This window comes from Limnobacter sp. UBA3528, assembly GCF_002377005.1.
Lineage (GTDB): Bacteria > Pseudomonadota > Gammaproteobacteria > Burkholderiales > Burkholderiaceae_B > Limnobacter.
The window spans coordinates 1-13,600 of the sequence record NZ_DFOZ01000013.1; the positions used below are offsets into that span (position 1 = coordinate 1).

A 13,600-nucleotide genomic window follows, 5' to 3' on the forward strand; every position below is an offset into this window, starting at 1 on the left:
TCAAAAAGGGATCAAGCGGTTTTCTGTGCGGCACAAGTAACCCATGCCGAGTTGACAACCAACAGCAGCGGCGTACCTTCAAGCTCAGATCACAAATCACCTAGCGGCGGTTACTTCTGCAACCCACGCCTGGTTTGCCAAATACCACTGCACCGTTTTCCGAATGCCAGTCTCGAAAGTTTCAACCGGCTTCCACCCCAACTCGCGTTCAATTTTTCGCGCATCAATGGCGTATCGGCGATCATGCCCTGGGCGGTCGGTGACAAACGCAATTTGTGTTGAATAAGAAACGCCATCTGCACGTGGCTGCAATTCATCCAGCAATGCGCAAATCAATTTCACCACATCGAGGTTGGCTTTTTCGTTCCAGCCACCAATGTTGTAAGTGTCGCCCAGCACGCCGTTTTCAAGCACGGTGCGTATGCCGCGGGTGTGGTCTTCAACAAACAGCCAATCGCGAATTTGCTGGCCGTCGCCATACACCGGTAGCTGCTTTCCGTTCAAGGCATTCATGATGCACAAAGGAATCAGTTTTTCCGGAAAGTGATATGGCCCGTAATTGTTGCTGCAGTTGGTGGTCAACACAGGCAAGCCATAAGTGTGGTGCCAGGCACGCACCAAGTGATCGCTGGCAGCTTTGCTGGCCGAATAAGGGCTGTTGGGCTCGTATCGCTTGGTTTCTGAAAACGGTGCGTCTTCTGGTTTCAGCGTGCCATAAACCTCGTCGGTGCTCACATGCAAAAACCGAAAACCAGCCTTGGCCTCGCCTTCCAAGCTGTTCCAGTATTCACGTGCGCATTCCAGCAAACGGTAGGTGCCAACCACATTGGTTTCAATAAATTCACCGGGCCCAAGAATCGATCTGTCCACATGGCTTTCTGCCGCAAAGTTCAACACTGCGCGGGGTTTGTGCTGTTCGAAAATGGTGCGAACGGCATTCACATCACCAATAGAGGCGTGTACAAATGTGTGTTCAGGTCGCTTAAGCACTGAGCCCAGTGTGCTCAAATGGCCGGCATAAGTTAAGGCATCCAGGCTAACCACAGGCTCAATGCTGTGCTCAAAATGCTGGCGCACAAAGCACGAGCCAATAAAACCTGCGGAACCCGTAACAAGTAAAGTCATGATCGATCGGTAAATTGCTTAGAATAAAACCTGAACTAAAAAAATACACAATAAGTCACAATATCAATTGTGCACGTCAGGGCAGTATTTCAATTATCACAGGCAACAGCCAACTTTTTAATTTATTAGGGACAGAACATGACTATCAATGGGAAACTCATTACACGCCTGGGCTTGATCGCCGTGGCCTCCTCACTTGCAGCAGCGTGCGTGGCTGTAGCGCCATTGCCCAACAACGACCAACCCGCGGAAAACAGCAGCACGTCGGCCACCATGTGCAACATCGAAGGCAAACAGCAACAAGATTTGTCGGACGGCACCACCAAAGCCAACGTGACACAGTCTTGCGAAGAAACCGTGATCTACATTGAAAACCAGCACAAAGAACACCCCAAGCGCTGCCGTGTACTGGTGGGCGCACAGCTGACCGAGCTTTACATCATGCCCGGCGAAAACCGCACATTGACCCAAACAGGCCCAGTGACACGCAACACTGTGCAGGTGGGTTGCATCAACGACTGGAACCGCCCCAAGTAAGCACAGCGTAAGCCAAGGTTAACTTTGGTTAAAAGTTGTCTTTTACATTTCATACTGATTTAACATTCCACTGGTGCTAATTCGGTGTTATGGGAAATCAGTATGAAAACAGTCTTGTTGCTTGATGACGCACGGTCCATTCGAAGCGTGTACGCGGAAGTAATCCGCCAAGCGGGGTTTGAAGCCCAAACTGCATCCAGCGCCGAAGAAGGTTTGCAATACATTGTCGACCATGGCACGCCCGACCTCATCGTGACGGACATCAACATGCCGGGCATCAGCGGCCTGGAATTTTGCAAACGGGTGCGGAATGTGGCCAAACACACACCCATCATTGTCATGAGCGCATTGTCCGACAAAGGTTTGGTGGCCGAGGCCAAAACGGTCGGGGTTCAAGGCTGGATGTTAAAGCCAGTAGAACCCGAGTACTTCCTGAACAAGCTGAAATCAATATTGGGTGAAGTTCAGGCTTTGTCCAGCTGACTTTGGGCCAGTTCCACACTGCGTTCAGCGCCCAGCACATTGAGCAACACAATCACGCGTTGATCACTTTTCCGGGCCGCAATTTTGCCCATCATGCCTTCGAATGTGCCTTCGGCCACACGCACTTCGCCGCCTACCTCCAACTCATTCAGCTTGAGCAAATCGATTACGGAATCAGAGTCGACCTGGTGTTGAATCAACTCGATCAATTCAATTGGCACCACTGAAGGCTTGCCGCCAAACTTCACCAAATCGACGCAGCCTTTGGTTGAGCGCAGCTTGGAAAAATCGCTCACCCCCACCTCCAGCTGAATAAACATATAACGTGGAAACAGGGGTTCAACCACCTGCACAGTGCCCTGCCCGGTCTTGCGTTTTTGCACGCGGGCCTGGGGGAAAAACACGCTGTAGTTCTGGCGTTGCAGGTTTTCCAGCGCCACAGTTTCCTGGCGGGGCTTGGTGTACATCACATACCACTGGGCCATGGTGTTGCATTCTTCGAAATAAGGCACAGGCCGCATTCTAAACCCTTCAAAGCGCATGATAAACAACAGTTTTCATAATTGATATTCGTAATACGAGTAATTATCGTTTAGTATTCTATCTTCATAAAATTCAAACCTACTACAGCAATCAACATGAAACTCAAACCTGTCTCACTGGCACTGCTCAGCTTGGGCCTGCCTGCTTTGGCCATGGCCCAAACCACCAACAATCAGCTTGAGGAAGTCGAAGTTCAAGCCCGCGAGCAAGGCAGCTATTCCAGCAATGCCGTGCAGGTGGGTACCTTCCGCGACACAGCCCCCATTGATGTCCCGCTCACCGTGAACTCGGTAACCCGTGAGGTGCTGGATGCACAATCGGCCACCACCCTGTTCGGCGCACTGCGCAACACTGCTGGTGTTACCCGCTCGCAACTGAACGGCTCCACCTACGACAACATCGCCATTCGCGGCATTCTGGTTGAAAACCGCGGCAACTATCGTTTGAATGGCTCGCTGCCCATTATTAACCTGGTCGACGTGCCGCTTGAAAACAAACAGCAAGTGGAAGTGCTCAAGGGCGCATCTTCCCTGTACTACGGTTTTATTCCACCCTCGGGCGTTGTAAACCTGGTCACCAAGCGTGCGGGCAACAAACCCGTGCTCAGCCTTAGCCAAAGTGTGAATGAACATGGCGGCGCCACCACGCACCTGGACTGGGGTCGCAAGTTTGGCGACAACAATAGCCAAGGCCTGCGGGTTAATTTGGTGAAAGGCTCAGAAGACATTGGCGTGAACAACTACAGCGGCGAACGTGAACTGGCCAGCATTGCCTACGACTGGAAAATCACCGACCGCTTAAGCTTTCGCTTCGACGTGGAACACTACGAAAAATCAGTCAGCGAACAGGCGGCCATTCGATTGCTGCCTGCGGTCAATGGCCGTGTAACGTTACCCCCAGTGCCCGACAACAAAACCAACCTGGCTGGCGAATGGCAGCAATACGATGCCAACGCACAAAACTACCTGGCCCGCGTTGACTATGTACTCAGCGACTCATGGGGCGTGTTGTTTGAAGCTGGTTACGCTGAAACCACACGCGATCGAGCGTTCTCGCGTTTTCAAGATTACGACCTGAACACCGGCGAGGGGCAGCTGCAAATTTTTTACAGCCGCGACCAACAATTCGACAACACCAACTACCGGGGTGAAATTTACGGTGAAGTGGTTACCGGGCCCATTACACACAACCTGTCGTTTGGCTACACCACCAATACCCGCGCCAGCAACACACCGGGTGTAACTGGCACACAAAGCCTGTTCAACCAAAATCTGTACAACCCCCGTGAAATTGCGCCGCAAAATGTCACCTTCACAGGCGCCTATTCTGCGGTCACCATCGATGATCAAGGCTTGTATGTATTCGACCGCATGCAATTGAATGAACAATGGCAAGTGCTGGCAGGCCTTCGCCGTGGCGACTACCGCACCGAAGACCTGCGCGTGGCAGCCGACGGAACACGCACTGTTCGCCTATACAACGCACAGGAAACCACACCTTCGGCCGCGGTGGTGTACAAGCCGCGCCAGGATGTGTCGTTGTATGCCAGCTATGTGGAGGGCCTTGAGGAATCGGGCCAGGCACCGGCAACTTCTGCCAACGCATTCCAGTTGCTCGACCCCGCAGAATCGGAACAAGTTGAAGTGGGCGCCAAGTTCAATGTTGGCCAAAACAGCCTGGCACAAATCGCCTATTTCGACATTGAACGTGCCTCTACATTCGAAGACCCAACAACCAGCGTGTTCGGCCTGAACGGCAAAGCAAATTACAGCGGGTTCGAAATGGCATGGACTGGCGAATTGAACAAGCAACTTTCACTGGCTGCCTCGGCCTTGCTGATGGACGCTGAATTGCAAAACGATGGCAACCCAGCCACTGTGGGGCGTGTGCCTGAAAACACCGCCGAAAAAACCGCCAGCCTGTTTGCGGAATACCGTTTGATCAGCGTGCCGGGCTTAAGCTTTAGCGGTGGTTTGTACTACACCGGCGAGCGTGCCGTGAACGACCAAAACCAGGCGTTTATTGGCGGCTACACCGTGGCCTCGTTGGGCGCACGTTACTCAACTGTCATTGGCAGCACGCCCACACAGTTCCAGTTGGTGATCGACAACCCCACCAACAAAAACTACTACAGCACAGCGGGCAATGATTTGATTGGTGTGGGCACACCCCGAACCATCAAGGCAATTGTCAGCGTCGATTTGTAATCAACCCAAACTTGTGAAAGCAACACCCTGTTCGTCCTTCGGCGACAGGGTTGGCGTTGCCACACCGGCCCGCCTCAAGGGCCACTCAATATTCAACACCGGGTCGTTCCAGGCCATGCAATGTTCGTGTTCGGGGCAGTGGTGCTCGGTCACCTGGTAGCTGGTGATCGCGGTATCGGTCAGCGTTAAAAAACCATGTGCAAAACCAGGCGGTATCCACAACTGCACATGGTTGGTGTCGCTTAGCTCACAGCCAAACCACTGGCCAAATGTTTCCGAATTTTCACGCAGGTCCACGGCCACATCAAACACAGCACCGTGCACCACTCGCACCAACTTGCCCTGCGCCTTGGGTGCGGTTTGCCAGTGCAGGCCACGCAACACCCCGCGCTTTGAAAGCGATTCATTGGTTTGCACAAACTCAGGCTGAATGCCCGCCACCTGCTTGAAAGTTTTCGCATTGAAGCTTTCAAAAAAATGACCGCGTGCATCGGTGTACACGGTGGGTGTCAGTAACAACAAACCTTGCAGGGGAGTTGGATTGCATTGCATGTTCACCGCCCCGCCTCAAGCAAGCCAAGCAAGTAATCGCCATAGCCACTGTTGCGCAGCGGCTTGGCCAGTGCAGCAAGCTGAGCCGAGGTAATCCACTGGTTGCGCCATGCAATTTCTTCAGGGCAACTTACCTTTAAGCCCTGCCTGCGCTCAATGGTTTGAATGAAGTTGGCGGCATCCAGCAAACTGTCTGCGGTACCGGTATCCAGCCAAGCCTGCCCGCGCCCCATGTGCTGCACTTCAAGCTGCCCCATGGTTAGGTAAGTTCGTATTACATCGGTAATTTCAAGTTCGCCACGGGCTGAAGGCGTTAAACCTTTGGCAATGCTGGCAGCCTGGCCATCAAAAAAGTACAGGCCGGTTACCGCCTGTTTGCTTTTGGGTGCCGCAGGTTTTTCTTCCACACCAATTACAGTGCCCTCGGCGTTCAGTTCTAGCACGCCGTAGGCCTGGGGGTTGGCCACTGAATAAGCAAACACGGTGGCACCGCGCTTTTGCCCATAGGCATACTGCATTTGGCGAACCAGGTTTTGGCCATAAAACAGGTTGTCGCCCAACACCAAGGCACAAGGCTCGCCTTGCAAAAAGGGTTCAGCCACGATCAGCGATTGCGCAACACCACCAGGCGTAGCCTGCACTGCGTAATCAATGCGCATGCCCCAACGGCTGCCATCGCCCAGCAAGTGCTCAAATCGCGGAGTGTCGTGCGGGGTTGAAATAACAAGTACCTCTCGTACACCCGCCAACATCAAAGTGCTTAGGGGGTAGTAAATCATGGGCTTGTCGTACACCGGCAGCAGTTGTTTGCTCACAGCGGCAGTGGCCGGGTACAAGCGGGTGGCTTGCCCACCGGCCAACACAATGCCTTTGCGGTTCATGTTTTAACCTGCGTTTGTTGTTCTGCTCCCAGTTTACGGAATTTGCAGGGTTTGCGCCAACCGCGCCAACACATCCAGGCCCTTGCCCAGCAAGCCCAGTTGTTCGCTCGGGGCTTCCAGTTCAGCCAACTGCGTGCGCATGGTTTTTACATGCCCGGCCAACTCGCCAAGCTCTTTTTTCGCCTTCGCACTCAATGCTACATAACGGGCATTCTCGGCATTCACAAAAGCAAGGTAAGCAGCAGCCAAAACCTGCTGGTGTTCTTTGCGTTGCTCGGCGCTAAACAGTTCCACATCGATCAAATACAAAGCAGAAAACACAGCATGCACGTCGGTTTGAAGGGTTTCAAAATCATGGGGTGTCATGGGTGTTGTGCTCATGGGTATTGGCTGCCTGAATATTGGAATTAAGTTGATCAAAAACGCCCTGCAAATGCTCGAAACTGCCCTCGCCCCGCAGCACATTCACCCACGCGTGTTGCATGTCAATACTGGCTGCCTTGGCCTGCTCCAGCAGCTCGATGGTGGGCACTTGCTTCGTGTGTTTAATCCAGGCGTTCTTCCAGGTTTCGCCCAGCTTTTTGTCCTCCACAAAAGGCTTCAATACTTTCTCGCGATACTCCACTTGGCGGGCCAATGTTTCGCGCTGGGTAATCCACTGTATTTGTTCTTGCAAAATTTGCTGGTTCAACAACAAGGCGAGTGCAACGGGTTTAGCGCTGCGCTGCAGTTCTTCGCGCACTTGTGCGCTGTGCCGCCAGCTGGCCACATGCCCGGCCAAACCGGCCACTGCCTCCTTGCTTACGCGGGGTATGCCGCCCACATCGGGCGCTTTGTTCAAGGCCTCCACCAGTTTTCGCAAAGCCCGTGTGGTGCCCGTGCTGGTGTCGCCTTTGGCCAGTGCGCTTAGCTCGGCAAAATAAAGCGCCTGCGTGTCGAAGTAATCGCTGGTGGTTTGCAGCAAGGCTGCTCTTTGCTGCATGGCTTGCGTTTGCACCAACAACGTTGCGTTGTCGCGGGGCAAATTCGGCAACAAGTCGGCGGTGAATTCAAGGGTGTGGTCTAGCGCAAAACTGTTTACTTTTTTCAGAGTGGTGGTGTACTGCTTCCCTGTGGTGGCCAGGCCTTCAACCTGCAAGGGAGTTTTGCTGGCGCATGCTGCGGTAAGTACCACAGCAACACACACCGCAAAGCGTGAAATCGATTGAAGCAAGAAAACCTCCAGTGCCTGAAATGATGTTGGGCACCTAAAATACGTGGAAACTTTCCAGGGTGAGAACCACCAAATTGGGTTACAAAAACTAGGGGTCACCCATTTAGACATTGCCTGCCGGGTGCCTCACCACTTATGCTTAGTGCAATCTACTTATTGCTCTATTTATGAAAGCCGAAGACCCGCACCAACTCACCATTCTGCGTGAGCAAACCAAACTTCTGTTCGAGCACCTGCCCTTTGTTTTGTACGGTGTCATGGCTTCATCGGCTGGTCTGGTCGCTGTGCTTTGGCACACCGGCCAAGGCACTGCGCTACTGCTGTGGTTGCTGGCGGTGTACATGTTGACTGGTTTGCGTTGGTGGGTGCGACGGCATTTCAACAAGCTGGGTGCACATTTCGACCCGCAGCACTGGATACAAGTGGCCATTCAGTTCACGGCAGCGTCAGGTATTTTGTGGGGATTCGCGGGTGTCATGTTTTTCTCAACCGACCCCATGGTGCTGATGACACTGGCTATTTTTCTCGCGGCCATGGTGGCTGGTGCGGTGTCTTCCCATGCCTGCCACACCCCCGCCTACGCTGCGTTTGCGCTGCCGGCGTCACTGCCTTTCATCGCACGCTGTTTGTGGGAAAACACACCCTTCCTTTGGGTGCTGGGCAGCGTGGCATTTGTTTATGTGCTCATCAATATTCACTATGGGCGCAACCTGCAAAATATGGTGATTCAGTCCATTCGTTTGCGCTTTCAAAACGCCGAACTCATCAGCGAGCTGACCTTGCAAAAGCGGGTGGCCGAGCAGGCCAGTGTGGCCAAAACACGTTTTCTGGCGGCGGCCAGCCACGACCTGCGGCAACCCGTGCAAGCCATCGAATTGTTGGTGGATGCACTAAGCGAAGACCTGGCCAACCACCCCAGCAAAGGCTTGCTGGACCGTATTCAAGAAGCCGGTTATGGGCTGCGCAACCTGCTGAATGCCTTGCTGGATTCTGCAAAAATAAACGCGGCCGCCATTACTGCCAAGCCACGCCATGTTCAACTGGCACCTTTGCTTAAACGCATTTGCAACGAACTGGCCACCCAGGCGCAACACAAGGGCCTTGATATTCGTGTGGCCAAAACCAAGGCCTGCGCTTACACCGACCCAGCCTTGCTTGAACTGGTTGTTCGCAACTATGTGGAGAATGCGATCAAGTACACCCCCGAAGGACGCGTGTTGATTGGCTGCCGCAAACAACACGGGCAAATTCGGATTGAAGTACACGACACTGGCATAGGCATTCCCGCCAGCGCCCAAGAAACCGTGTTTCAAGAGTTTTACCAACTGGGCAACCCCGAGCGCGACAAAGCCAAAGGCCTGGGCCTTGGCCTGTACATTGCGCAAAGCCTGGGCAAATTGTTGAACCACGACATTGGTGTGAATTCCACAGTGGGCAAGGGCTCGATGTTTTACATTACCGTGCCACAAGGCGATGCCAGCCACTTGATGGACGAGCCCAGCCGCGCGCAAGCCGGCGGGAAAACCCCATTGACGGGCAAAACTGTGTTGTTGATTGACGATGACGATTTGGTGCGCGCCAGCGTGACAGAAATGTTGAGCCGCTGGCAATGTTCAACCATTGCCGCTGAAGACGCGGAAACCGCATTGCGCATTTTAATGGCCCGCGGCCGAATGCCAGATGCGATTGTGGCCGACTACCGCCTGCGCAACAAAAGCACCGGCGTGCAAGCCATACAGTCATTACAAGCACAGCTTGGAAATGTGCCCGCCGTAATATTAACTGGGGACACCGCCCCCAGCCGAATTCAGGAAGCCAGAAACTCAGGCTTCCTGATTTTGCACAAACCGCTCAGTGGCGTGCAGCTGCGAAGTACCTTGAGTGAGTTGATGAGTACGAAGGTGAGTAGCTAAGCCACTGTATCAATCAAGCCCTTCCGTACACGTCATCAAAGCGCACAATGTCGTCTTCTTCAAGGTAGTCGCCGCTTTGCACCTCAATCATCACCAGGTTCAGCACGCCCGGGTTCACCAAGCGGTGCCTGTTCCCTGCGGGAATGTAGGTTGATTCATTCTTGCGCACCAAAAACACATTCTCGCCGTTGGTGACTTCAGCAGTGCCACTCACCACGATCCAGTGCTCGCTGCGGTGGTGGTGCATTTGCAAGCTGAGGGACGCGCCCGGCTTTACTTCAATGCGCTTAATTTTGTAGCCAGCTGAGTCTTCAAGCACAGTGTAGGTGCCCCAAGGGCGGTGTACCGTGGGGTGCAAGTTCACCAACTCGCTGCCTTGTGCCTTCAGGGTTTCAACCACTTTCTTCACATCCTGGTGGCGGCTTTTGTCGGCCACCAGCAATGCATCGGGCGTGTCAACGATCAACAGGTTTTCAACGCCCAAAGTGGCCACGGCCCGGTTGCCCAAGCGCACATGGGTGTTGTTGCTATCAATTGAGATCAGTTGGCCTGCGCCTTCTTGCTGCACTGTGTTGCCCTGTGTGTCGGGTGTGCATTGCTCAGCCAAGGCGGCCCAGCTGCCAATGTCGCTCCACTGAAAACTGGCCGCTACCACCGCCACATTGCTGGCCTTTTCCATCACGGCATAATCAATGCTGATGTCGGGCAAGTTCGCAAATTCGTCTTTGTTGAACGTAAATACGCTGCCGCTTGCCTTTGCATTTTTGCTTTCTTTGGCGCTGGCCCACACTGCATTTGCCTGGGCGGCTACGCTAGGCTCGTTCTGCTCAAGGGCTTGCAACAAGTCGCTTGAACGCAGTGCAAACATGCCCCCATTCCACACATACTGGCCGCTGGCCAAATACTCCATGGCCAGTTCAAGCTTGGGCTTTTCAACAAAACGTTGCACTGCAAATGCACCGTTAATTTCGTCGACAGGCGCACCTTGCTGTATGTAACCAAAACCGGTTTCAGGCGTGCTGGGGGTAATTCCGAAGCAAGTTAACCAACCCTTGCGTGCAGCCGCCACGGCTTGCTGCGCAACACGCACAAACTCGGCAACAGGGTTAATTAAATGGTCGGCGGGCAACACCAGCAGCACCGGGTTTTCGCCGGGGTAGCGTGCTTGCGCCCACTGCGCGGCCAGGGCAATGGCAGGTGCTGTGTTGCGGCCTTGCGGCTCCAACAGCTGATGCAGGGCCATATTGCCGCCCTCGCTGTTCAACACAGGCATGCATTCGTCTTGCAGTAAAAATTGATAGCTTTCATTGCTCACCAACAACACATCGCTTGAATCAGCCGCTTTGGCCAACGCAGCAGCACGCCGCACGGTTTGCGCAATCAGGCTTTCAGCGCCTACTTTCAAAAAGGGCTTTGGAAAGTTTTTGCGCGACAAAGGCCACAAACGGGTGCCTGCGCCACCACACAAAATTACGGGGATCACTCGTTTGCTGTTGGTCATGGTCTACCTATTCCTGAAAGTACGCTTTCGTGTGTTCATGCACCTGCGGGTTGTTCAACAACTCGGCCACAGGCATCCATACATAATCATTGTGTTGGGCTTTGGGCAACTCATTCAAACCACCCAAACCTGGCAAATGTTGCTCGGCATTCAAACGGTGGGCCAACACCACATAGTGCGTGCCCACGCCTTCGGTACCCGCAAAGTTGTCGGGGTAGTGGTGTTCATAAACCCCGGCGAATAAATTGGCTCGTGCAAGCTTCACTTGCACACCCAGTTCAAGCAGCAACAAGCGCTGAAAAGCCTGCTGCAAAGTTTCACCCTTGCGCACCACACCACCGGGCACAAACCAGCAGTGTTGTGCGGGCTTGTTGTTTCGCCAACCCAGCAGCACTTCCTGGCGTGCATTGGTCACAACAAGGTCGATAGACACCAATGGTGTTCGTTCAACTACCTCGGCCCATTGCTGCAGGTTCCACCACATCACTATGCTTGCCTCAAGCCTTCCACATTCTTCAAAAACCAGTCATAGGTTTTCTTCAAACCGGTATCCAGATCAATGCTGTATTGCCAACCCAAACTTTTTAAGCGGTCTACATTCATCAACTTGCGCGGGGTGCCATCGGGCTTGGTGGTGTCAAACACCAACTTGCCTTCAAAGCCCACCACGCGCTGCATGGTTTCTGCCAGTTCACGAATGGTGCAATCTACGCCTGTGCCCACATTGATATGGCTCAGCATGGGCTGTGTATTGGCTTTGTAGGTTTGTTCATCCAGCAGCAGCACATGCACACTGGCTGCGGCCATGTCGTCTACGTACAAAAATTCACGCATGGGTGTGCCTGTACCCCACACCACCACCTCGGTATCGCCGCGCAATTTGGCCTCATGAAACCTGCGCATCATCGCCGGAATTACATGGCTGTTTTCGGGGTGAAAGTTGTCATTCTCGCCATACAAATTGGTGGGCATTACGCTGCGGTAATTGCGGCCGTATTGGCGGTTGTAACTTTCGCACAATTTAATGCCCGCAATTTTCGCCACGGCATAGGGCTCGTTGGTGCATTCCAAAGTGCCGGTCAGCAAGGCTGTTTCTGTCATGGGCTGCTCGGCCAGCTTGGGGTAAATACAGCTTGAACCCAAAAACAACAAATGCTGGCAATCATTGGCATGTGCGGCATGCACCACATTGCATTCCATCATCAGGTTCTGAAAAATAAACTCGGCCGGGTAGGTGTTGTTGGCATGTATGCCACCCACTTTGGCGGCTGCCAGCACCACGGCGTCGGGCTTCTCGGCTGCAAAAAATTCATTCACCTCAGCCTGGTTGCACAGGTCGAGTTCGGCGTGGGTGCGCACCACAATGTTGCTGTAGCCCAGGGCGTTCAAGCGGCGCACAATGGCGCTGCCCACCATGCCCCGGTGGCCTGCCACATATATTTTTGAATTGAAGTTCAACATGAATGGCAGCCTTTACTCGCGGCTTACTGCAACGCTGTAGCCGTGTTGCTTCAACAGGGCGTGTTGGCGTGCAGCGTCCAAATCGACCTGCACCATTTCTCTCACCATCTCGTGCACGGTAATTTTCGGTGTCCAACCCAATTTGTTTTTCGCCTTGCTGGGGTCGCCCAACAAAGTTTCCACTTCCGCAGGGCGGAAGTAGCGCGGGTCTACCTGCACCACCACATCGCCTTCTTTCAGTGCGGGTGCCTTGTCGCCCTGCACTTTCACCACAATGCCTTTTTCATCCACGCCACTGCCCTCCCAGCGTAACGTTACGCCCAACTCAGCAGCAGTCATTTCAATAAACTGGCGCACGCTGTATTGCACACCAGTGGCAATTACAAAATCGTCGGGCGTTTCCTGTTGCAGCATTAGCCACTGCATTTCAACATAGTCTTTCGCATGGCCCCAGTCGCGCAGTGCATCCATATTGCCCATGTACAGGCATTGCTCCAGGCCCACTGCAATGTTGCTCATGCCGCGCGTAATTTTTCGGGTTACAAAAGTTTCACCACGGCGTGGGCTTTCATGGTTGAACAAAATACCGTTGCAGGCATACATGCCATAACTTTCACGGTAGTTCACCGTAATCCAGTAGGCGTACATTTTCGCCACAGCGTAGGGGCTACGGGGGTAAAAAGGTGTGGTTTCCTTTTGCGGAATTTCCTGCACCAAACCATACAGTTCTGAAGTACTGGCTTGGTAAAAACGGGTTTTCTTTTCAAGGCCCAAAAAGCGGATCGCTTCCAGCAAACGCAACGTGCCCATGGCATCTACATCGGCGGTGTATTCCGGGCTTTCGAAACTCACCGCCACATGGCTTTGTGCGCCCAGGTTGTACACCTCGTCGGGTTGAACCTGCTGAATAATGCGGGTCAGGTTAGAGCTGTCAGTGAGGTCGCCGTAGTGCAATTTAAAGCGGGCGTTTTCAACATGCGGGTCTTCGTAAATGTGGTCTACGCGCTGAGTATTGAACAGCGATGCACGGCGCTTAATGCCATGCACTTCATAGCCTTTACTCAACAAAAATTCAGCCAAATACGAACCATCTTGCCCGGTTACACCGGTGATCAACGCGACTTTAGTCATTGCAGGGGTGCCTTGCTTTAATTGAACTCAAAGCGAAAGCTTAAAGTGCTCCG

At 53.3% G+C, this 13,600-nt stretch carries 14 protein-coding genes; 4 read left to right on the top strand and 10 right to left on the bottom strand.

The window, feature by feature from the left end; genetic code table 11:
- Positions 1 to 96: 96 nt before the first annotated feature.
- Positions 97 to 1,125, bottom strand: coding sequence for a dTDP-glucose 4,6-dehydratase (gene rfbB, locus B4N58_RS03005; RefSeq protein ID WP_291745636.1), 1,029 nt, complete (start codon positions 1,123 to 1,125; stop codon positions 97 to 99).
- 138 nt (positions 1,126 to 1,263) lie between these two features.
- Here rfbB and B4N58_RS03010 point away from each other — a divergent pair, with 138 nt between their 5' ends.
- Positions 1,264 to 1,662, top strand: a complete 399-nt coding sequence (locus B4N58_RS03010; protein ID WP_008247778.1) for a hypothetical protein — start codon at positions 1,264 to 1,266, stop codon at positions 1,660 to 1,662.
- A gap of 102 nt (positions 1,663 to 1,764) precedes the next feature.
- A complete protein-coding gene (locus tag B4N58_RS03015) occupies positions 1,765 to 2,145 on the top strand; it encodes a response regulator transcription factor (RefSeq protein WP_008247775.1) in 381 nt (126 codons plus the stop codon).
- Here the strand turns inward: B4N58_RS03015 and B4N58_RS03020 are convergent.
- Positions 2,127 to 2,666: a transcriptional activator RfaH gene (locus B4N58_RS03020; RefSeq protein ID WP_291745640.1), complete on the bottom strand. Its 540-nt coding sequence runs from the start codon at positions 2,664 to 2,666 to the stop codon at positions 2,127 to 2,129. The two genes, B4N58_RS03015 and B4N58_RS03020, sit on opposite strands and share 19 nt — an antisense overlap.
- Positions 2,667 to 2,783: 117 nt before the next feature.
- Between B4N58_RS03020 and B4N58_RS03025 the strand changes: the two genes are divergently transcribed.
- Positions 2,784 to 4,895, top strand: a complete 2,112-nt coding sequence (locus B4N58_RS03025; RefSeq protein WP_291745643.1) for a TonB-dependent siderophore receptor — start codon at positions 2,784 to 2,786, stop codon at positions 4,893 to 4,895.
- On the opposite strand, the gene rfbC is transcribed toward B4N58_RS03025, so the two are convergent.
- The 4 genes from rfbC to B4N58_RS03045 are packed head-to-tail and all read right to left on the bottom strand — an operon-like array spanning position 4,896 to position 7,541.
- Positions 4,896 to 5,447, bottom strand: coding sequence for a dTDP-4-dehydrorhamnose 3,5-epimerase (gene rfbC, locus B4N58_RS03030; protein ID WP_291745644.1), 552 nt, complete (start codon positions 5,445 to 5,447; stop codon positions 4,896 to 4,898).
- A 2-nt stretch (positions 5,448 to 5,449) separates the two neighbouring features.
- On the bottom strand, positions 5,450 to 6,328 hold the full coding sequence (gene rfbA / locus B4N58_RS03035; RefSeq protein ID WP_291745646.1) for a glucose-1-phosphate thymidylyltransferase RfbA: 879 nt from the start codon (positions 6,326 to 6,328) through the stop codon (positions 5,450 to 5,452).
- Between the two features lie 33 nt (positions 6,329 to 6,361).
- Positions 6,362 to 6,709, bottom strand: a complete 348-nt coding sequence (locus B4N58_RS03040) for a hypothetical protein (RefSeq protein WP_291745648.1) — start codon at positions 6,707 to 6,709, stop codon at positions 6,362 to 6,364.
- A complete protein-coding gene (locus B4N58_RS03045; protein WP_291745650.1) occupies positions 6,681 to 7,541 on the bottom strand; it encodes a hypothetical protein in 861 nt (286 codons plus the stop codon). The genes B4N58_RS03040 and B4N58_RS03045 overlap by 29 nt, the downstream gene beginning before the upstream one ends.
- 167 nt (positions 7,542 to 7,708) lie before the next feature.
- Here B4N58_RS03045 and B4N58_RS03050 point away from each other — a divergent pair, with 167 nt between their 5' ends.
- Positions 7,709 to 9,454 (top strand): ATP-binding response regulator, encoded by a 1,746-nt coding sequence (locus B4N58_RS03050; protein WP_291745653.1) that lies wholly within the window; start codon positions 7,709 to 7,711, stop codon positions 9,452 to 9,454.
- Positions 9,455 to 9,467: 13 nt separating this feature from the next.
- On the opposite strand, the gene B4N58_RS03055 is transcribed toward B4N58_RS03050, so the two are convergent.
- Genes B4N58_RS03055 through gmd form a run of 4 tightly spaced genes read right to left on the bottom strand, consistent with a single transcriptional unit; the run spans position 9,468 to position 13,547 of the window.
- Positions 9,468 to 10,955: a mannose-1-phosphate guanylyltransferase/mannose-6-phosphate isomerase gene (locus B4N58_RS03055; RefSeq protein WP_291745655.1), complete on the bottom strand. Its 1,488-nt coding sequence runs from the start codon at positions 10,953 to 10,955 to the stop codon at positions 9,468 to 9,470.
- 7 nt (positions 10,956 to 10,962) lie between these two features.
- Positions 10,963 to 11,439, bottom strand: coding sequence for a GDP-mannose mannosyl hydrolase (locus B4N58_RS03060; protein WP_291745657.1), 477 nt, complete (start codon positions 11,437 to 11,439; stop codon positions 10,963 to 10,965).
- A 2-nt stretch (positions 11,440 to 11,441) separates the two neighbouring features.
- The gene (gene fcl, locus B4N58_RS03065) at positions 11,442 to 12,416 is read right to left on the bottom strand and encodes a GDP-L-fucose synthase (RefSeq protein ID WP_291745659.1); all 975 of its coding nucleotides are present in this window, start codon (positions 12,414 to 12,416) and stop codon (positions 11,442 to 11,444) included.
- A 12-nt stretch (positions 12,417 to 12,428) separates the two neighbouring features.
- A complete protein-coding gene (gene gmd / locus B4N58_RS03070; protein WP_291745661.1) occupies positions 12,429 to 13,547 on the bottom strand; it encodes a GDP-mannose 4,6-dehydratase in 1,119 nt (372 codons plus the stop codon).
- Positions 13,548 to 13,600 lie beyond the last annotated feature (53 nt).